Origin of the sequence: Schinkia azotoformans, from assembly GCF_035811335.1 — a bacterium.
GTDB classification, from domain to species: domain Bacteria; phylum Bacillota; class Bacilli; order Bacillales; family Bacillaceae_J; genus Schinkia; species Schinkia azotoformans.
In genome coordinates, this window is record NZ_JARSMD010000017.1 from 98,091 (window position 1) to 118,671 (window position 20,581).

Below are 20,581 nucleotides of genomic sequence, written 5' to 3' on the forward strand. Positions count from 1 at the left end.
TATAGTAGAATAGGAGGCGTATATCTTATGGGACGTAAATCATATTTAAAAGGGTTGGCAACGGGCATTGTCGGGACTACACTTTTCATAACAACGATATCTACTGTGGATGCTTTTGAACCATACTATAAAAATGTTAAAGCGTTTATTTCTTCTATCAATATTGTTTTGGATGGGGAACCTATTTATCTAAAGACTGATCCGCTGTTAATCGACGGAACGACCTATTTACCGCTAAGGGATATAGGGGAAGCATTTGGAAAACAAGTAACATGGGATGGAGTAAACAACACGATTATGATCGGACAGACCGAAAAAAGCCATCGACCTTCAACGGGAATCTACCAACTAGATCCGATATATGGTGAAACGTACATGTTTGTCGGTTATGGCGGCAAAGACTATCTCGAGCCCGAGGAAGACGGCGGAAAAATAACGTTGTTAAAACAACAATTTAGCACAATCAATTCTATCGCCTTTCTTGACGGCAGTTCTGTTGCCTATCATCTATATGACAATAAATTCAAATCTATTAAGGGGCTAGTTGGTGTAGACGACTCCAACCCTGGTTATTCAGAAAAAGGCATTATTAAGTTCTATGGTGATAACAAAGAGCTTGCGACGATTACGACCGGAACAAAGCGGGATGAGCCAATCTCGTTTGAGGTTGATATTACAGGTGTTGAAAAACTAGAAATTAAAAATATCAAAGCGAGCGGCACCGCTTCAAGAGTAGCACTAGTAGATGTCGTTTTAGAAGCCGTTCAAGAGTAAAGGATATTCCTTTGCTCTTTTTTCTTTAAAATGAAGAAATAGTTTCCATTATATATTAAAATAACCATAGGGCATATTTAGAGAGGGGAGATATCGCAACTATGATTAAAAAATTAATTCTATTACTTTCTTTAACTCTGCTTCTATTACCTGCCACTACTGGTAATGCAGAGCATGTATATAATGATGAAAACGGGTATCATTATTATTTTGATTCATCTAGCGGATTTTATATTCGTTTAGATAATCCCAGGACAAATAACATAAGTACAAACATGATTGATGAATTAACCTTTACTGTCCTATGGTATAACAAGGATAATTCGAAACCGAACTTCGGGTATAATGGTATCCCCTACGGTGTTTTTGATGTTGATACAAAAGTCAGCCATTCAAGAATTACGAAAAAGTCTTACGAACATGTTTATACGATTCACGATATTGATACCAAACTTACAAAAACACAAACAGGCTATAAGATACCAATCGAAATAAAGAATCGTGATTCTAAAGACTCTTCCTACAGTAATTTTAAAGGTGAAAGTGGCAAAATCGACATTGAATTAAACTATTATCATGTTGATCATTCCCAGGCCAAATTTTATACAGACTTTATTGGTGGAAAAGATATAAAAATGTTTGGGGATAAGTTAATTCTTCGTTTCCCTGTAGGCACTTATATCTCTGATAATGTCAAAGCTGAATCTAGTTCTTTTAAACATATTCTCTTAGACCAAAGATTTGTCGTTAATGTTCGCGAAAAGCCGCAGCCATCTGATGATTATGTGTTTTTAAGTCAGCAATTCATCATTGACGATTCGAATGGAAGTCTGATTGCAAAGCCAAGTACATGGGGGGACATTACGCTTGCCTACGAAGGGGCTGTGCCTAAAGCAATGGAAGGCTATAACCTAGCTGTTTTAAAAAACAATTATGGTAAATGGATTCCGATCGGCGGGGTTGTTAATAGTCAAAATAAAACGGTAACAGCAGTCTTCGATGATTTTGGAACGTATGCTATCGGTCTAGTGTACAAAGACTACGGTCTTAAAAACCATTGGGCTAAAAAGGAAGTACTCGGACTTGCTTATAAAGGTGTGATTCAACCGGAAATAAACACGAAGGATAAAGAGTTATTAACAAGTTTAGATAAGCCAATTGACCGCCTCAACTATACGGTGCTTCTTTCAAAAGCACTTGGATTCCAACCGCTAGATTACACTGGCGTCTTCTCCGATATAAAAGAAATTGACTATAGCCAAGATGAACTTGGGTATTTAATGGCAGGTGTAATGAATGGACTTGTTTTTGGGAAGGAGTCCAATATTCCTGGATATATGGTCATGGAGCCAAAGAACACGTTAACCCGTGAAGAAGCTGTTGCATTTTTAGCTAGGGCAATCAGCCTAAATGGTGCTGAACAAGAGGCCTCAAAGTCTAAATTTACGAAAAAGAAAAAATCAACAAAAGATGCACCTGAAGATCCAAAAGCCGAACTCAAAAAGACATATAAGGATGCAAACAAGATTTCCGATTGGGCAGCACCGGCAGTATTACAGGCTACAAACGAAAAATTGATCACGCCTATTAGCGGAAACTTTAACCCTAAAGGCAAATTGACAAAAGCGGAAGCAATGTCAATGATCTATAAATTAATGGAATCGAAAAAACTGAAATAGCTACTAAATACAAAAGAAGGGACTAGTCCAATTTGTGACTGTCCCTCCTTGTTACTTTTCCTTCAATAATTCAATTTCTTCTTCTACTTTCGCTATTCTTAAGAGCTGCGTATCCAATCGTTTGTTTAATTTACCGACAAAGTCAGCGGATGTTTCAATTACATCCACTCCATTTCCATGAAGACATTTACTTTCCTCAATGCGTTCCAATATTTCTTTTATATCCGTTAAATCTATTTGGTTCACACTTACATAATGTTCGATGCTATCCATCTTTTCTATTCTTGCCAGCCTGGATTCAATTGTTTGCAATTTGCTCATTATATTTGAATTCATTTGATTTAGTAATTTTAAAATTTCGTTTATTGTTTGTTCCATGGTTTACCCCTCCGATGTTAAACATAGCCCTAAGATAATTATTTACTTCACTTCAAAAATTATCCTTACCATCCTTCGAAACTAGTTAAGTATTCTATATTAAAGTTATACAAATTCACGAAAAAAAAGAGTGACATTAGTCACTATTTATTTGAATCTTTTGTGAAGATAAGCTATGAAGGATCATTCCAAGGACGATAAGACCAAGACCTATAAGGGCGATAGCACCTGGGACTGCAGCACCTAATAATAGCATTTCGCCAATGACGGCAAAGATAATTTCGCCGGATTGCGTCGCCTCAACAGCAGCGAGCAGGCGAGAGCTCTTGCGGGCTAGATCTGTCGCATAAAAAAACAGCACCGTAGCAATGAGCCCTGAAAAAATCGCTACAATAAACGACTGGAAAAGCTGGTTATTAGAGGGAGCTCCATGGATAAACAACCCTATTGTTGACAATACAAACCAAAAAGGAAGGCTGGCAATCGTCATCCCCAATACTCTCTGAAAGGTATCCAATCTGCCATCACACACTTCCATCATTTTCCTATTACCGAGCGGATACGCAAATGCGGCTATGATGACAGGCAAGATACTTAAAAGTGTGGAGCTTAATTCGACCTGTGTGGCTTGCTGTGCTTGAATAATAATAACACCAATTAAAATAAGGGAAGAAAACTTCAGCTCTTTAACTGGTATTTTTTCTTTTTGAAGAAAAGGAACAAGTAAAGACCCGGCTATGATCGTTGTCTGCCATGTACCAGCAACAAGCCAGCCGGGACCAAAGGCCGCTGCATATGTAATTGGTGTATAAAACAAACCAAAGCCAATTGTACTCCAAAGCAGCCATTCAAATGGCTTTTTCTTCATTTCCTCAAACACAGGCTTCATATTTCCCCTTATTCCAACAATTAAGAGTAAAAATGGGATCATGAATATGTATCGTAAAGATGCGCTCCAAATCCAGCTTCCCCCACTCAAATCCATGGATCTGTTCAAAATAAAAGTTGAGGCAAAAAAGAATGAGGCTATAATTCCAATCAATATTGCTTTCAATAAAAAATCCCCCAATAAAAATTATAAAAAGGTATAATGTTTTTTGAATATTTTAAATATACATCACTCACTACTATGTATAGAAGCAAAAAAATCGCCTGTTTCTTTTTAAAAAAGTAACAGACGATTTTATGATTTAGACAAAAGTACGTATATCATGCACACATTGACATCACTTTTCATTCTTCCACTCCTTAATGGGCTTCATTTATCATCATTTCAAGTTGCTCATACGTTAACCATTCGATAAATTTTTTAAAATCAATGATTCGATCAATCCCATGCTTTTCACAATTCCTAATATAGTTCGAATATGCCATTTCATACTTTTCCACTTTATTTCTCTCCTCTTTATATTGTATTATAACAGATATCAACTGTTGTAATTTATTATATAACACATCTCAAATGCTAGTCAATATAAATTTTCAATAATTTGTTAATAATAGGAATAAGATAGGTTTTAAAGGAGTGTTCCGATTTTGCGCGGTTTTTTTGATAGATTTAGGCAAATGAATATTATTTTACGGTTATTTCTAATTATTAGCATAGTCTTTATTGCTTTTGGGGTGTCCATCCATTTTATTGAGCCTGAAAACTTCCCGACTATTTTCGATGGAATATGGTGGGTTGTTGTTACGACCGCTACAGTTGGCTATGGTGATTATGTTCCAGAAACTGTTATTGGCAGGTCTGTTGGCATCGTTATGATTTTAATAGGGGCTTCCCTTGTTACTTTTTATATGGTAACAGTAGCAACCTCTATCTTTAAGACGCTCGATGCTTTGCATGAAGGAAGTGCAGCTTATAAAGGAAAGGAGCATATGATTATTGTTGGCTGGAATGAGCGATCGAAAAATACGATTCAACATCTCCACTTCATCAATCCAACTTTACATATTGTCTTAATTGATGATTCATTGACAGAGAATCCTTTAGCTGATCGGAACGTGTATTTTGTAAAAGGAAATACTACAAAGGATGAAACTTTAAAACGGGCCAATATTGAAAAGGCAGGAACTGTCCTTATCACTGCTGATCAAAATATGAATGAGCATGAAGCTGATATGCAGTCCATCCTAACACTACTGGCCATAAAGGGACTTAATCCAATGATATATTGCCTAGTTGAAATTTTAACACATGAACAGGTAAACAACGCGCGTCGCGCTGGTGCAGATGAACTCATTGAAACATACCTTGTGTCAAGCTATATTATGGTCACAAGTATTCATTCACATGGATTATCTACCCCTATTCTTTCTTTATTAAATCTTACAAAAGAACGACGATTGGCTTTAGTAACCCCAACAGAAGAATTCCGCGATAAAACATTTTCACGTGGAGTTGAATTATTATTAAAAGAGGGATTCCTGTTGATTGGGATAAAAAAAAGAGAAGAGTTTTTAATTTACCCTTCCCCTTCGATTACAATTGATATGAATGACGAATTATTGGTTATTGTTCATTAAACGCTTTTCTAATTCTTCTTTTTCCTTTTCAAAGCCTGGTTTTCCTAGAAGAGCAAACATATTTTTCTTATAGGCTTCCACTCCAGGCTGATCAAACGGATTCACGCCTAATAGATAGCCGCTCATGGCACATGCCTTTTCAAAGAAGTAGACAAGATATCCAAAAGTAAATGCATTGATCTCCGGCACCGTAATAATTAGATTGGGCACATTTCCATCCGTATGTGCTAAAAGTGTGCCTTGGAACGCCTTTTGATTGACGAAATCCATGCTTTTACCGGCGAGGTAATTTAGTCCATCCAAGTCCCTTGCCGCTTGTTCTATTTCGATTTGTTGCCGTGACTTTTCTATGTATAGTACTGTTTCAAATAAATCTCTGCGGCCTTCCTGCACATATTGTCCTAATGAATGAAGGTCGGTAGAGAAATTGGCTGATGCTGGAAAAATCCCTTTTTGATCTTTTCCTTCACTTTCTCCAAACAACTGCTTCCACCATTCTGAAAAATATTGAAGACTAGGCTCATAATTAACGAGCATTTCAATGGTTTTCCCTTTTTGGTATAAAATATTTCGAATGGCAGCGTATTGATAGCTGGGGTTTTCTGCAAGTTCAGATTTACTTAAATCCTCCCTTGCCGCACGGGCCCCCATCATCATCTGTTCAATATCAACACCACTCACTGCAATTGGCAGTAACCCTACCGCTGTTAAAACAGAATAACGGCCGCCAATATCGTCCGGAACGACAAATGTTTCGTAGCCTTCCTCATCCGCCAAAGTTTTTAGTGCACCTTTTTCCTTATCCGTTGTTGCATAAATGCGTTTCCTCGCCTCTTCTACGCCATATTTTTCTTCTATATACTTTTTAAAAATTCTAAAGGCGATCGCCGGTTCAGTTGTGGTCCCCGATTTAGAGATTACATTGATCGATACATCTTTTCCATCCAATAAATCCAGCAAATCCTGAACATAGGTTGAACTAATATGATTTCCAACAAAATAAATTTGCGGTGTTTGTCGTTTATCCTTGGGGAGTTCATTATAAAATGAATGGGTAAGCATTTGTAATGCCGCTCTTGCTCCTAAATAGGAACCCCCAATGCCGATGACTAGTAAAACATCTGTATTATTTTTAATCCTTTCAGCGGCTGTTTGGATCCGGGAAAATTCCTCTTTATCATAATGGATCGGCAAATCGATCCAGCCAAGAAAATCGTTGCCCTGGCCAGTCTTTTCATGAAGTGAATGATGGGCGTTTTTTACAAAGTCTCTTACATAATCAAGCTCATGCTTATTAAAGAAAGGCAATGCTTTCGAATAATCAAAATTCACTTTACTCATTGACGTTCCCCCAGTTATCATTTATAAAGACATTTTTAAGATAGCAAGAGTATCCTCCCTATTCAATTTTTTGTAAATCCCGTATTCCCCACGTGCCATTGCTTTATCTGCCATTACATCCAATTTAGAATCATCAATACCATAATGAGCTAAGCTTTCTGGAGCACCAATTGAAGTCCAAAAAACTCGTAGTTTTTCAATTCCTTCAATCGCAATTTCGCGATCCTCCTTGCCTGTCGGATTGACATTAAAGACGCGAATAGCCAGCTGTTTAAACTTTTTCACATTTTCATCCAAAACATGGAGCATCCAGTTTGGGTGGAGAATCGCCAACCCGCCGCCATGCGGTATATCATAAACAGCGGAGACAGCATGCTCAATATTATGGGTTGCCCAATCCCCACGTGCTCCCATCGCAAGTATGCCGTTTAGGGCAATTGTACCCGAGTATAAAATCGTCTCACGTAAATCTAAATTTTCAAGGTCTTTTACGAGCTTTGGTGCTGTTTCAATCACTGTCTTTAATACCGCTTCACACATCCGGTCTTGAAGCAGTGTATTAGGAGTCTGGTGAAAATACTGCTCAAACACATGCGACATCATGTCGACAATACCATAAATGGTTTGATCTTTTGGTACCGTGACTGTATTTTCGGGCTCTAGGACGGAAAACTTTGGAAAAGTGAATGGATTCAGCGACCATCCGTATTTTTCTTGTGTTTCCCAATTTGTAATGACAGAGCTTGGGTTCATTTCTGAGCCTGTAGCAGCTATTGTCAAAACCACTCCAAAAGGCAGAGCATCTGCGGTTGTATTTTTACGGGTAATAATATCCCAAACATCGCCATCATACTTAGCACCGACAGCGATGGCTTTCGTGCAATCAATAACACTGCCGCCACCGACAGCTAGAATGAACTCAATGTTTTCTTGCTTGCATATTGCAATTCCCTTATGTACTGTTGATAGTCTCGGATTCGGTTCAACTCCTGAAAGCTCAAATATGTCAGCATTCATTTCTGTTAGCAACTGTGTAATTTTGTTATAAAGACCGTTTTTCTTGATGCTGCCTCCACCATAAACAAGTAATATTTTCGTTCCATACTTTACTATTTCGGTTTTCAAGCTGATTAGTTGATCCCTACCGAAGATTAATTTAGTTGGATTATGATACACGAAATTTTGCATAGAGTACTCTCCCTTCGAAAATCACCCAATGGTAATATTATACGCTATTTCCAATGGATGTTAAAACCTGAACCCGTCTTCAATATGTAAAACAAAAGAGGCATCCAATATTGATATTGAATACCTCTTTTTAATGACCCTTTACTTTTTTAATAATTTTTCACGGTCTGATGATTGTTTGATCCAATCTTCAAGCTTATCCTTCAAGGTATTAAAGCCTGAAGCATTAGTAGCATCAAGTTGTATTTGTTGCTGTTCTTTGTTAACCTGCGGACGTGGCTTTCTTTCTTTTTTCGGACGAGCTGGTGCTTCCGTTACTTCAGGTGCCTCCTGAGTAGCTTTAATAGAAAGACTTATTTTACCTGCTTCTTCATCAACAGATAAAACCTTTACTTTCACCTCATCTCCTACGGCTAAATGTTCACTAACGTCCTTAACATAGCCATGGGTAATTTCCGAAATATGAACTAAACCTTGTGTATTCTCATCAAGGGCAACAAACGCTCCATAAGGTTGAATACCTGTTACTTTTCCTGTTAATTCACGTCCAACTTCATACTTTTCTGACATGGAAACACTCCTAATTTATACATTTTTTCTGCGCATTAAAGAAGTATATCATAAACGGCCTATATAATCAAAAACAATGCTATTTACACTATTATCTTATACAAAGAAAATAATTTTATTTACCTTTCATTATTCGACATTTTCCACTATTATAGTAAAAGCGAAAAGGAGATGAAAAACTTCATGGAAAAACCAAACCACGAACAATGGTCTTCTAAAATAGGTTTTATATTAGCGGCTGCCGGTTCTGCGATTGGACTCGGAGCGATTTGGAAATTCCCTTATATGGCCGGTACGAATGGCGGAGGTGTGTTCTTTTTAATTTTTATTTTATTTACTATATTTTTCGGTGCACCGATGTTATTCGCAGAATTTATTATTGGAAGAAGAACTCAGAAGGACGCGATTACAGCTTATAAAAAGCTATCTCCGAATACGCCTTGGCATCTAGTTGGGGTGATCGGGGTCATTTCCTCATTTGTCTTATTATCGTTCTATAGTGTTGTTGGCGGATGGATCCTTTCTTATATGGTTAGAAGCCTAACTGGTGATTTGAGTGGATTATCAAATGAGCAGTATGGTAATTTGTTCAGCCAAATTATTTCAAACCCATGGGAAGTAACGATTACACAGCTTATTTTCCTTATTATGACGATCGCCGTCGTTCAGGGTGGAATCCAAAATGGAATTGAAAAAGCAAATAAATATATGATGCCCTCTTTATTTATCCTTTTCATCATATTAGTGATTCGGTCCGTTACGCTAGAAGGTGGAATGGAAGGTATTAAATTTTTTCTAATGCCAGACATGCATGAAATTACTTCTAAAACATTCATTATGGCTCTTGGCCAATCCTTCTTTGCGTTAAGTGTCGGGCTCTCTGTTATGGTCACCTACGGGTCTTATCTTTCAAAGACTGAAAGCCTACCACGCTCTGTAACATCCATTGTCAGCTTGAATATTTTTATTTCTTTACTAGCCGGACTTGCTATTTTCCCTGCTGTTTTTGCACTTGGCTTTGAGCCGGACAGCGGCCCTTCGTTAGTCTTTATTATTTTCCCTGCTGTTTTCGAGCATATAGCCTATGGAAGTGTTTTCTTTGCGATCTTTATGATTTTACTTTTATTTGCAACATTAACTTCAGCCTTTTCAATTTTGGAAATTATTGTTGCCACCATTGCTAAAGATGATGTTGGAAAGCGTAAAAAGGTAGCCTGGATATCAGGAATTTTGGTATTTTTATTAGGAATCCCAGCAGCCCTGTCCAATGGCATTCTTGCGGACTTTAAACCTTTATTCAATAAAACCATTTTTGACCTGTCCGATTATTTTGTAAGCAACATTGCCCTTCCAACCGGCTGCCTATTAATAGCCCTTTTTGTTGGCTTAAAAATACCGAAAGCGGTTCTGAAGGAAGAACTGCTGCGATCATCAAGCGCAAGTACAAAGCTATTTACTGTATGGTATTGGTCGATTCGGTATTTGGTGCCAATTGGCATCGTAATTGTGTTCCTGCATGCGCTGGGGATTATTCAAGTGTAAAAACAGCCTGGGATGTATTTCCCAGGCTGTTTTATTATAAGTAATGAAAGCGTGTTGTGCATCATTGTCTAGCTCCAGCGCCTATCGCCGTACAAACTTCAGGTCTCCTCCAGTTTGTACGGCGATGAGCAAGGCGCTTGCGCTTTTCTTATTATGCTTTTACTTGTAGGTTTTCAACAAACCGCTTCATACGTTTAATTGCTTCTTTTAACTGTTCCATGGAAGTTGCGTAGGAACAGCGTATATGTCCTGCTCCGCTTTCTCCAAATACATCACCAGGTACAACAGCAACCTTTTCTTCCATTAATAGATTTTGGGCAAACTCTTCAGAAGTTAAGCCTGTCCTTTTAATGGATGGAAAAGCATAGAATGCTCCCCCTGGCATATGACAGTCCAGACCGATTTCGTTTAGTGACTTGACAAAATAATTACGGCGTTGCAGATAACTCTTTTGCATATGAGCTACATCATCCATGCCGTTTTTCATCGCTTCAACAGCACCATGCTGGGCCATTGTAGGGGCACACATCATTGTATGCTGGTGTATTTTTAACATCGCTTGGATAAATACGCTTGGGCCGCAGGCAAAACCTAAACGCCAGCCTGTCATCGCAAATCCTTTTGAGAAGCCATTAATGACAATCGTCCGCTCCCACATTTCATCTATTGATGCAAAGCTGGCATAGCTATCTTCATAGCTTAATTCTGCATAGATCTCATCAGAAAAAACAATTAAATCATGCTTTTTCACGATATCAGCAATTTTTTCAAGCTCAGATTTTACCAACATTGAACCTGTTGGATTATTGGGTGAACAAATCAAAATAGCTTTTGTTCTCGGAGTGATCACTTCCTCAATTTGCTCCGGCTGCAGCTTGAATTCATTCTCAGCCGTTGTTTGTACAGGTACAGGAATACCGCCTGCGAGTTGAACAATTGAAGCATAGGCCACAAAACATGGTTCTACTATGATCACTTCATCACCAGGATTAATCGTCGCACGGACAGCTAAATCCAATGCTTGGCTTGCACCGACTGTAACTATGATTTCTTCCTCAGGAGAATAGCTGACCTCAAAACGATTTTTCATATATTTGCTGATTTCCCGACGAAGCTCAATTAAACCTGCATTAGCCGTATAGGCCGTGTAGCCTTGTTCCAATGATAGAATGCTGGCCTCACGGATAGCCCAGGACGTAACAAAATCAGGCTCACCTACACCCAAAGAAATAACCCCTTCCATACCGGAAGCAAGGTCAAAAAATCGACGGATACCAGAGGGCTTAAGGTTTATTACTTTTTCTGATAAATATTGTTGTCCGTGGGTCATGGTGTCACCACAATCCTACGATCCTTCTCGTCATCACCAAAAATTGTTCCATCATGCTTGTACTTTTTCATGATGAAATGTGTTGTTGTTGAAACGACAGAATCTAACGCTGAAAGCTTTTCAGACACGAAACGAGACACATCATGCAAAGACTTTCCTTCGATGACAACGGATAAATCATAAGCACCAGACATTAAGTATACTGACTGAACTTCTGGGAAACGATAAATTCTTTCGGCGATTTCGTTAAAACCTCTATCTCTTTTCGGAGTTACTTTTACATCAATCATCGCTGTAACGCCCGGATCACGCGCTTCAACCTTTTGCCAATCAATCACGGTCAAATACTTAAGGATAATTTGTCCGTTCTCCATTTTTTCAATAATTTCTTCTGTTTCTTTTACCGTTAGGTCGACCATCTTTGCAAGATCTTCCATGCTTAAGCGGCCATTCTTTTCAAGAATCTCTAGAATCTCAATTTCTTTTTGATTCATGGTGAGTGACACTCCCTAGATTTATATAGTTTTGAGACCAATTATATCAAAAATAGGAAAAATATCGAATACATTTTTGAAACTAATATAAAAAACCTACTGGTACTCAGTATTTCCAGTAGGATATTATACTATCTATTTAAAAATGTTCATTTTGCTTGATAATTTTTCTTTTTCACACTCTACTAAATGTCTTTCTGCAAATGGAAAAAGTACTTTTTCCTCTTTGTGAAAATGGTCAATAAGCGTTGTGTACGCAAACTCAATACAGGATAAAAGTGATAGTGCCTCAATTGGACTAAATGGCGTTTTCCGTTTTTCAAATGTCTCCATGAACTGGACAATTTTTTGCTCAACTGTTTTATGCTCATGATCCATTACCAATAACACATTATCGTCATCATCATAATATTGTTCTATGATTGGAAAGAGGAAATGCTCTTCTTTATATAAATGAATTTTCAAATGCGCGAAAAACATAACGACATGTTGATACAATTCAAACCATTTTCCATCCCATTCGTTGTCAAAGGAACTTTGTTGTAATTCCCGTACTAATTGGGAAATCTTTCTCATTTGACCTAAAAGTAAACCATGTGTACCCTTTAGTTGATCTAGCGGTTCACATAAATTACTTCCTTTGACTTCACTCATTTGCAACAGCTCCTTCTTATAGAAAAGGTCATCTAATGATCTAGACCGGATACCATAAGAATACTCTGATTGATTATCATGAAAAATGAAGTTTATCACACATTTGCACAATAAAATGTAGTTTATGTTATAAAACAAAAAAATCAAATGATTGGTAATTTAATGAATACCGTTGTACCAACACCTTCTTCACTTTCTATATAAAAATTACCTTCATGAAGTTGCACAATTTTTTGGACAATCGCTATTCCTAAGCCTGTACCGCCATAGACACGCGTTCTTGCTTTATCAATTCTAAAAAATCGTTCGCCGATGCGGTGAATGTCCTTTTTTGGAATTCCTATCCCGTTGTCTTTTATTGCAATTGTACAAGTATTGCCTTTCGATTTTTCCAATGAAACCCGAATAAATGAGTTTTCCGGTGAATAGCGTACAGCATTTTCCGTGATATTTTGAATAACCTGCTCGATCCGATCCTGATCTCCCATAATGATGATATCAGGATCCAGTTTTTTCTCAAAGCTGAGCTTTTTCTCGCGTAAAAATGGTTCAAATTTCTCAAGCGACTCCTCAATTAATTGGGCAAGCGCAATCGGCTGGATCTTCATTGGCAGTGATTTCTTTTCCAATCGGGCTAAATCGAGCAAGTCATGGACTAATCGCTGCATTCTACCCGCTTCACGATTGATTAATTGCATATACTTGATGGCCTCTTCTTTTTCAGAAATCGTCCCATCTAAAATGGCCTCACTATACCCTTTGATGTAACTGATCGGCGTCCTAAGTTCATGGGATACATTCCCCAAAAATTCTTTTCTCCGTTCATCCTCTTCATTTATCGCTTCCGACATTTGATTAAAGGCCATACCGAGCCTACCAATCTCATCATTGGAATAAACATGAACCTTTTCGCTGTAATCTCCCTTTGACATTTGATACGCTACCCGTTCCATTTCGTTTAACGGGGTTGTTAATTTTTTTACGATTCTCTTTCCAAAGAGAAGAGCAAATAAGCTAAAGATTAGACTAATAATCGTAATGATAAGGCTGGCCTCTTCAAAAACTTCATTAAGCGTGGCCAGCGGAATATAAAGATAGATAATACCCTTCAATCGCTTTTCATCAAGAAGCGGCACAATGACGCCCATTATATTCCTATCAAATTGTTTTTCATAACCAATTTTTGTGACACTTTCACCATTAATTAATCGTTCCCGATCCTCTGCGCCAATCAAGGTCTGATGATTTACATCAAAAGGCAAACAGGCACTTAATTCCTTCGGATCATTGACCATGACCACTTCGGATCTTGATATGTTGTTATACCATTCAATCTTTTCCTGAAGTTCAGGCGTTAACTCTCCGCCTGTGTATTCATTAGCCAGTTGAAAGCCTTCCTGTCTGAGATTAGTCTCGACGTCTTCAACATATATTTTTTTATATAAATAATGATACATACCATAGGAAACAGCGATCCCGGTCAACATAACAATACTAACGATAATCCATAATTTCTGTTCAAGAGAAAGAGAAATTTTATCCATTTTTTTAAACCTCAAATTTATATCCAATTCCCCAAACTGTTTGAATTAAACTGCCATGGCTTTTCAACTTTAATCTCAATGTTTTAATATGAGTATCCACTGTTCGAACTCCACCAACATAGTCAAATCCCCATACATTTTCTAATAGCTGTTCGCGACTTAGCGCCTGTCCAGTATGGCGACAGAAGAATAATAGGAGTTCATATTCCTTCAACGTTAAGTTAATGAGTTCACCTTCAAGATAAACTTGCCTTCCTTTAATATTTAATTGAATCGGCCCGAAAGATAGAGTCTCCTCCTCATCGCGTACACTCGGATTCGCCCGGCGAAGAACGGCATCCACCCGCGCAATTAATTCATTCGGACTAAATGGTTTTACGATATAATCATCTGCTCCCAACTTCAAGCCGTAAACCCGATCCCATTCATCTCCCCTTGCTGTTAAAAAGATAATCGGTACAGAAGAATGCTCTCTTACTTTCATAAGTAATGTAAGTCCATCGACCTTTGGCATCATAACATCCAAAATAATCAAATCAAAAGTATGTGATTTTAATAGATCAAGGGCAACTTGACCATCCTCTGCTTCGACGCAAGCGTAACCTTCTTTTTCAAGATACATGCGAATAAGACGTCTCATATCCGCTTCATCATCAACAACTAAAACTATACCTTTACTCATTTTCTCACACCTCTTTTTTGAACAGGATTTGGAAAGGACCCTTTCCAGCCTGAATCGTATCAACTATTTCCATCGTAGTAGGATCAACCTCGATAATTTCATTGCTGTCATAGCTTGCAATATAAATTAAATTATCAATAATCGAGATTTTAAACGGATTCGCGCCGATTTCCTTCACTGCGACAACTTCCTTTGTATGAATATTGATTTTTCGCAGTTGATTGGAGCCATGACTGACAACAAAAACATAGTCCTCCCATTTCTCCAAGTCTACCGGCATAATCGGTGCGTTAATTTCTCCTTTTATATCACCTGTATCCAATGAATATACCGTCACAGCATTCTCCGTCTTATGACCGACTCCATGGCCCCCGGTCCAAAGTTCATCATATGGTTCAATTAGTACGGCGCCTACAGAAGCTGGCTTCGCATGGATAACCTTTGTTTTTTCATATGATCTGCTATCGATGACAGTAATTTCAGGAGCATTGAAATTAATAGCAAATAATTGGTGCCTTTTTTTACTCTCCAATATCGTTAGCGGATCGTCTCCAACAGTTACTTCTGCTACTTTCTCCCCGCTTACTGTCCTCACTTGAATTTTATCATTTTCTTGATTAGCCAAGAATAGTTTTGAATCATCGTTCGAAATTTGGACATTAACAATTCCTTTTCCTGTTTTCCAGCGGTCCACTTCAGTTCCAGTCGTAATATCATATAAGTAGATTTTTTCTAAATGCTTCCCATATAAAAGCAGCGTTTTATTATCCGGTAATAACAAAGCACCTGTGAACGTATAGGGTATTGTCCACCTTGCCAGCTCTTCTTTTGTGTCTTGATCAAAAAAGGATAAGCTGCTCTCTAGCAGGTTAACAACGATAATCTGGTCTTTTGACGCCTCTATTTTTGTATATTGTTCCGCTCGGCAGCCCGTCAATAAGAGAGATAGGGTCAAAACTAGTAACCACTTTGTTTTATACATTACTTAACCCCCAAATCAAGTTACTATCTCCAGTATACCTTGTATATGTGTTGAAAAAGTGAATTCATTTTATAAAATTTTTATTAAACTTTTTCATTTCTATAAAGTTTACTCACAGATATTTCAAATCTTTTTATTAATCTGTAATTGGAATCAAAAATATAAATAATTTTTGGAGGTTAGATTTATTTATGAAGAAATTTTTAATTGTTTTATCAGTCTTTGGTTTACTAACAGCTGTAATCGCAGGATGTGGTACAGGCGGCAATGAAGGACAAAGTGGAGCACCTGTTGAAGGGACTACTGATGTTGAAAAAGCTGCTATGCAAGAAACAGATGGTGTAGGTGGAGATAAAGATGAAGCAGCGCAGAAAAATGAACCAGTGAATGTTGCTGTTGAAGCAACTGAACCTACCACAGAAACAAAATGCTCAATGTGCGATATGACAGTCTACCCTCACGACCATGATATGGGCAAATTTACAGGACAAGTTGTGACGGCTGATGGTGAACATTTATTTACAGATGATGTAGGTTGTTTAATGAACCAAATCCGAGTTCTTGAAGAAGCACCACAGGCTGCATGGGTGCGTGATTATAACACGTTGGAATGGGTGCCAGTAAGCAATGCAATTCCTGTAAGAGCAAGCATCGAAACTCCAATGAAAATGGGGTTTGCATTATTTGGTTCCGAGGAAGCTGCCGACAAATTCGTTACTGAAAATCCAATGTTAGCTGCTGTAGTAACATCTATGGATGATGTTGATAAGATTGCTTTAGAACGTCGTAAAGCAAAACTAGCAAAAATGAAAGCAGCAGAAGAAAAAGCAGCAGGTGCGGCGGGCGGTCAAGGACAGATGCAAATGGATGGCCAAATGAACGGTAACATGAACGGACAAATGAATCACTAATAAGAACAACAAAAAGGATTCCTTGCTACTATGGCAGGGAATCCTTTTGTTCACTTTATATTGTAGTAGGTTAAATAGAGTTATCTGCTATCAAACCTGGCTCTCCCCTTATTCACACCGTTTGCTCAGCCTTCACCAACGAAAAGAATACTTCCTCCAACGTTGTTTTGACTGCGGAACTGTCGTTATTTCCTTTTGTCAACGCCTCGACTGTATCTGTAACAAGCAGTCGGCCGCTATTCATAAAAGCAACCCGATCGGCCAACTCCTCAACATCAGATAAAATATGGGAAGAGAATAAAATCGTGGTCCCTTTTTCCTTTTCTTCTTTAATAATATTTTTAAATTCACGAACCCAATACGGGTCCAAGCCGTTTGTCGGTTCATCGAGAATTAACAACGGTGCTTCCGGCAATAAACTTTGCGCTAATGCCAATCTTTGCTGCATGCCCTTCGAATACTCCCGCACCTTTTTATCCTTATCATTGGCAAGACCTACTTTTTCAAGAAGAAAATCAACTCTTCCTTTTGGTACATTTGATAAGTCGGCAAAAAAGCATAAAACCTCATAGCCTGTTAAAACTTTCGGAAATACCATCGCATCTGGCATGTAGGAAAAAAGCGATTTGTACACTGCTCTATTCATGTCCATCGTCATCCCTGACAGCTTGATCGTTCCTGACGATGGCTTCACATTGCCAATGATCATCTGAATTACGGTACTTTTTCCTGCTCCATTACCACCACATAGGGCGAAACATTCGCCTTTCGTAATTTCAAAATTAATATGCTCAATTCTATTAGAAGGACTATAGATTTTGCTTAAGTCATTGACTTCAACCATCAAATTATGCTCCATGATTGATCCCCCGTTTTAATATACTATTTGAAATCAAAATCGGAATGAGGACCCAAAGAATGGCGGTTAAAGCAAAAACAATTTGACCGATATTCCCTTCACTCCAAACGGTTAAATCATATAAATGAGGTCCAAAGATTGAACCGCTATCCAATGAAATAATTGTCCATACCCGAATTAATTCCACCGGATTTAATAAAATGGAGGTGGTAAACATCGCTAGAATCGCTTGTTTACCAATGACCATTGCTAAGCCCATAATGACAAATTCATAAAACAAAACTGTCACTGCCCACAAAATTAGACTGAAACCTAAAGCTTGAAACCTCGTTGATGAAAGCACGCCAAGGAGCATGGCGAGACCAAGAAATAAGACCATTAGCAGCATCGTAAATCCATAAAACAATAGGAAAAAGTGGAGCGAAACACTTGCTTTACTAAAAAATAGAATCAAACTAGCGGCACCATAGCCGAATGTTATGACGGCAAACAATGTTACTAGTAACCCAATGAATTTTCCTACTAATATGCGCGAAGTTGGAATTGGATACGTAAATAAAAGGGTTAAGCTTCCATCCTCTTTATCTCCGGCAAGGGAAGTACTGCCAATTAATAGAGTTAATAGCGGAACAAGAAACAGAGATAAATTTAATAGACTTGCAGCCATACGGTTAAAGCCAGTGAACCCTGCTTCTTCTGCACTGCCGCCGAATAACACGATCGTAATCGCAAGCACTGTATATAAAATGGTAAAGCTGAAGACCCATTTGCTTCGGGAAATTACCTTTAATTCATGTCTTGCTATCATTAGCATATTCATTTCTTAATCACTTCCTTCTGTTTGGCACTTGACATTAGAATTAATGACCCTGCATGACCCAATTTACTTTTTCCAAGCCATTATAATCTAGCACTTCACCTTTTCCTTCTTTTTCAACATAGGATTCTGCTTGCTCCTTAGTTTCAAAAGAGACAACTCCGTATGCCATCGGAGTCCAAAACTCTGGGTGATACGCATGGTAGGCCTGTTCAAAAGGAACCCAATCAAGCGTTTCAAAATCTCTTACATAGGTTGCTCCAACCTCTTTGTCCTTGCCTTCACCATGTAAGTACTTCACCATACAGCCAATATCGTCAAACATATGAACCGTTCCATCCGTTTCAATTAACTGCGTGGCGAAATCCTCATGAGCAACAGACATATTACAAACCTCACAGGCATCAATTTCCGGATTGACTGCTCTCGGCTCATAACTTGCTTTACTTCCACACGCACTTACAAATAGTAAAAATGCCAACAATAATAGCAAATGTAACTCGCTTCGCTTCATTATTTTTTCCATCATAAAACCCTCCCACGGTAAAAAATAGTTATTCCCAGACTAACCATAACGATACCAATTAAACCAGCTAGCCAATTTCGCTCTGCATCAAGTCCAGTCTTATCAGCCTCATATTGAACAGGTTGGGTGTAGGGGTAACGATCCATTCCTTTTTCACCTGAAAAGGCCGGAAAGATCTTTTCAATCGAGGACCAGAGCTTGATCGTAGGACTTTCAAAAAAGAATTGCAGCATTGGATTTTCTTCTACCAATTTATCAAACAATTTGCCGGACTCATACGGAATTTCACCGATCCCGTCCCCATTTAAATCCATCCCGCTGTAATCATCCCAATAATTTCCTTGACCATTTAAATCCATCGGCTCAACAGATGTAAAGATTTTCGTTTGCACAATATTCCCGATAAAATTATTGTTAATCATCGTATTCCGTTCATTTTTATCCTTTAAATCCAAGCCAATATAATTTCCGGCAAAAACATTGCTCTCAATTTTACAATCTCTAGCATCCTGCAGGCTTAAACCGGTATTATTAAAAGTGACTCGATTATTTATAATGTTGATTCGGTCTGAATCAAAGATCAAAATGCCATGACCTCGATAATCTAAATTCTCGTTTATTACATTATCGGTAATATCGAAATCTTCCGCATCCATGATCATGACCCCGGTAATGTTTTTGGTTGAAATATTATCGTTTAAAAGACCCTTCTTGGCATACATAACATGGTATCCATACCTGGACCCTTCTACTTTGTTTCCTTTTACAGTGCTATCTTTTGCAAAATCAAAATAAATACCGTCCTGAACCTGCCGAATGACGTTCCCTGTTAACTCCGTTTCTTCAGCGTAAAATAAATGGACACCATTCCCTTTCTGTGAAAAATGACCATCATAACCGGTAATTTGATTATCAATTATTCGATTAAACCGTCCTTTTTGAATATAAATACCATAATAAATTTCTTTAAACACATTATCCTTGATCAGATTATTAGAGGATTCCACCCAAATTCCGGCGTCAGTACCCCTTTTCCCGCTCTTTTCAATTATGAAATTTTCAATTATGACATTGGGAGCTTTCACTTCAATAACGTTGCCGCTCCCATCGCCCGCTATAATTGCACCTTCTTCACCTATTAATTGAACCGATTTTTCTATTAATAAGCTGCCATTATACTGTCCTTTTTTCACCAAAATCGTTGAGCCTTCTGGTACTTGAGCAATCGCCTTCTGTATACTATCACCCGGTTTGACGACAATTTCTTCTTCCGCATTTGCAGCAGGCTGTAGTGAAAATGCGACTCCAATTAATAAAAATAATAAAAACAGCATGCGAATCATTATTCGTTTCACCGCCAATCTTCTACTACATACCATCATATCCATTAAATGTGAAGAATCAAAAAAGAAAATTTGAATAAAAAAAGAACTTACCTTACTAGGTTCGTTCTTCTTTTATACTGCATATGGGCTTGTTTCTTTTAATAACAGCATTCTTCTTGCAACCTTTTGACATTCAGGTAGAGGAATTGATTCCTCAAATGAAAATTCATAAATAAATTGAATTCTTTTTGCCAAATACTTTAGATCATCAATCTCATGGACAGCTTGAATAATATCGACTACTTCCACTTCATAAGCACCTGGTCCAAGCCCTAAAGGGTCCCACTTATTAATAACCTCTCTTAATTTTTCATTTAACATTTTCGACCCTTCCATCCAAACCACCTTATTAAAATAAATATCTTAATTCATATTCTTATTTTACGCCCGGAATCCTGC

22 protein-coding genes are annotated in these 20,581 nt (G+C 37.9%); 5 read left to right on the forward strand and 17 right to left on the reverse strand.

What is annotated here, in order from left to right; genetic code table 11:
* Positions 1–27: 27 nt before the first annotated feature.
* Together P9E47_RS10235 and P9E47_RS10240 are read left to right on the forward strand one after the other, a co-directional pair.
* Positions 28–774, forward strand: coding sequence for a stalk domain-containing protein (locus P9E47_RS10235; RefSeq protein WP_326163367.1), 747 nt, complete (start codon positions 28–30; stop codon positions 772–774).
* A gap of 101 nt (positions 775–875) precedes the next feature.
* Entirely contained in the window at positions 876–2,453 is a 1,578-nt protein-coding gene (locus P9E47_RS10240; protein WP_326163368.1) for an S-layer homology domain-containing protein, read from the forward strand.
* 51 nt (positions 2,454–2,504) lie between these two features.
* Here the strand turns inward: P9E47_RS10240 and P9E47_RS10245 are convergent, their stop codons facing one another.
* The 3 genes from P9E47_RS10245 to P9E47_RS10255 form a co-directional block, all read right to left on the reverse strand.
* A complete protein-coding gene (locus P9E47_RS10245; RefSeq protein ID WP_003332824.1) occupies positions 2,505–2,831 on the reverse strand; it encodes a hypothetical protein in 327 nt (108 codons plus the stop codon).
* A 136-nt stretch (positions 2,832–2,967) separates the two neighbouring features.
* Positions 2,968–3,885, reverse strand: coding sequence for a DMT family transporter (locus P9E47_RS10250; RefSeq protein ID WP_326163369.1), 918 nt, complete (start codon positions 3,883–3,885; stop codon positions 2,968–2,970).
* Positions 3,886–4,079: 194 nt separating this feature from the next.
* The gene (locus tag P9E47_RS10255) at positions 4,080–4,220 is read right to left on the reverse strand and encodes a hypothetical protein (RefSeq protein WP_157382174.1); all 141 of its coding nucleotides are present in this window, start codon (positions 4,218–4,220) and stop codon (positions 4,080–4,082) included.
* Between the two features lie 147 nt (positions 4,221–4,367).
* On the opposite strand from P9E47_RS10255, the gene P9E47_RS10260 reads away from it, so the two are divergent.
* On the forward strand, positions 4,368–5,357 hold the full coding sequence (locus tag P9E47_RS10260; RefSeq protein WP_003332822.1) for a potassium channel family protein: 990 nt from the start codon (positions 4,368–4,370) through the stop codon (positions 5,355–5,357).
* Here P9E47_RS10260 and P9E47_RS10265 read toward each other — a convergent pair.
* From P9E47_RS10265 to yugI, 3 genes are all read right to left on the reverse strand, one after another.
* Complete coding sequence (locus P9E47_RS10265) at positions 5,337–6,698, reverse strand: glucose-6-phosphate isomerase (RefSeq protein ID WP_003332821.1); 1,362 nt, start codon at positions 6,696–6,698, stop codon at positions 5,337–5,339. The genes P9E47_RS10260 and P9E47_RS10265 overlap by 21 nt on opposite strands.
* 21 nt (positions 6,699–6,719) lie before the next feature.
* Positions 6,720–7,886 (reverse strand): iron-containing alcohol dehydrogenase, encoded by a 1,167-nt coding sequence (locus tag P9E47_RS10270; protein ID WP_326163370.1) that lies wholly within the window; start codon positions 7,884–7,886, stop codon positions 6,720–6,722.
* A gap of 141 nt (positions 7,887–8,027) precedes the next feature.
* The gene (gene yugI / locus P9E47_RS10275) at positions 8,028–8,456 is read right to left on the reverse strand and encodes a S1 domain-containing post-transcriptional regulator GSP13 (protein ID WP_326163371.1); all 429 of its coding nucleotides are present in this window, start codon (positions 8,454–8,456) and stop codon (positions 8,028–8,030) included.
* A gap of 183 nt (positions 8,457–8,639) precedes the next feature.
* On the opposite strand from yugI, the gene P9E47_RS10280 reads away from it, so the two are divergent.
* The gene (locus P9E47_RS10280) at positions 8,640–9,998 is read left to right on the forward strand and encodes a sodium-dependent transporter (protein WP_003332818.1); all 1,359 of its coding nucleotides are present in this window, start codon (positions 8,640–8,642) and stop codon (positions 9,996–9,998) included.
* A gap of 151 nt (positions 9,999–10,149) precedes the next feature.
* Here the strand turns inward: P9E47_RS10280 and P9E47_RS10285 are convergent, their stop codons facing one another.
* The 6 genes from P9E47_RS10285 to P9E47_RS10310 all read right to left on the reverse strand — a co-directional run bounded on the left by P9E47_RS10285 (position 10,150) and on the right by P9E47_RS10310 (position 15,684).
* Positions 10,150–11,328: an aminotransferase gene (locus P9E47_RS10285; protein ID WP_003332817.1), complete on the reverse strand. Its 1,179-nt coding sequence runs from the start codon at positions 11,326–11,328 to the stop codon at positions 10,150–10,152.
* The gene (locus P9E47_RS10290) at positions 11,325–11,822 is read right to left on the reverse strand and encodes an Lrp/AsnC family transcriptional regulator (RefSeq protein WP_003332816.1); all 498 of its coding nucleotides are present in this window, start codon (positions 11,820–11,822) and stop codon (positions 11,325–11,327) included. The genes P9E47_RS10285 and P9E47_RS10290 overlap by 4 nt, the downstream gene beginning before the upstream one ends.
* Before the next feature lie 135 nt (positions 11,823–11,957).
* The gene (locus P9E47_RS10295) at positions 11,958–12,476 is read right to left on the reverse strand and encodes a hemerythrin domain-containing protein (RefSeq protein ID WP_003332815.1); all 519 of its coding nucleotides are present in this window, start codon (positions 12,474–12,476) and stop codon (positions 11,958–11,960) included.
* Between the two features lie 143 nt (positions 12,477–12,619).
* Positions 12,620–14,020, reverse strand: coding sequence for a sensor histidine kinase (locus P9E47_RS10300; RefSeq protein ID WP_039957708.1), 1,401 nt, complete (start codon positions 14,018–14,020; stop codon positions 12,620–12,622).
* A 4-nt stretch (positions 14,021–14,024) separates the two neighbouring features.
* On the reverse strand, positions 14,025–14,702 hold the full coding sequence (locus P9E47_RS10305) for a response regulator transcription factor (RefSeq protein WP_003332813.1): 678 nt from the start codon (positions 14,700–14,702) through the stop codon (positions 14,025–14,027).
* A 4-nt stretch (positions 14,703–14,706) separates the two neighbouring features.
* Positions 14,707–15,684, reverse strand: a complete 978-nt coding sequence (locus P9E47_RS10310; RefSeq protein WP_003332812.1) for a YncE family protein — start codon at positions 15,682–15,684, stop codon at positions 14,707–14,709.
* 191 nt (positions 15,685–15,875) lie between these two features.
* Between P9E47_RS10310 and P9E47_RS10315 the strand changes: the two genes are divergently transcribed.
* Entirely contained in the window at positions 15,876–16,595 is a 720-nt protein-coding gene (locus P9E47_RS10315; RefSeq protein ID WP_003332811.1) for a nitrous oxide reductase accessory protein NosL, read from the forward strand.
* Between the two features lie 112 nt (positions 16,596–16,707).
* On the opposite strand, the gene P9E47_RS10320 is transcribed toward P9E47_RS10315, so the two are convergent.
* The 5 genes from P9E47_RS10320 to P9E47_RS10340 form a co-directional block, all read right to left on the reverse strand.
* The gene (locus tag P9E47_RS10320) at positions 16,708–17,454 is read right to left on the reverse strand and encodes an ABC transporter ATP-binding protein (RefSeq protein WP_326163372.1); all 747 of its coding nucleotides are present in this window, start codon (positions 17,452–17,454) and stop codon (positions 16,708–16,710) included.
* Positions 17,444–18,274, reverse strand: coding sequence for an ABC transporter permease (locus tag P9E47_RS10325; RefSeq protein WP_326163373.1), 831 nt, complete (start codon positions 18,272–18,274; stop codon positions 17,444–17,446). The genes P9E47_RS10320 and P9E47_RS10325 overlap by 11 nt, the downstream gene beginning before the upstream one ends.
* 40 nt (positions 18,275–18,314) lie before the next feature.
* A complete protein-coding gene (locus P9E47_RS10330; protein ID WP_326163375.1) occupies positions 18,315–18,800 on the reverse strand; it encodes a nitrous oxide reductase accessory protein NosL in 486 nt (161 codons plus the stop codon).
* Entirely contained in the window at positions 18,797–20,152 is a 1,356-nt protein-coding gene (gene nosD, locus P9E47_RS10335) for a nitrous oxide reductase family maturation protein NosD (RefSeq protein WP_233276047.1), read from the reverse strand. Before nosD ends, P9E47_RS10330 begins: the two co-directional genes overlap by 4 nt.
* Positions 20,153–20,254: 102 nt before the next feature.
* The gene (locus P9E47_RS10340) at positions 20,255–20,503 is read right to left on the reverse strand and encodes a DUF1871 family protein (RefSeq protein WP_407697179.1); all 249 of its coding nucleotides are present in this window, start codon (positions 20,501–20,503) and stop codon (positions 20,255–20,257) included.
* Positions 20,504–20,581: the final 78 nt, after the last annotated feature.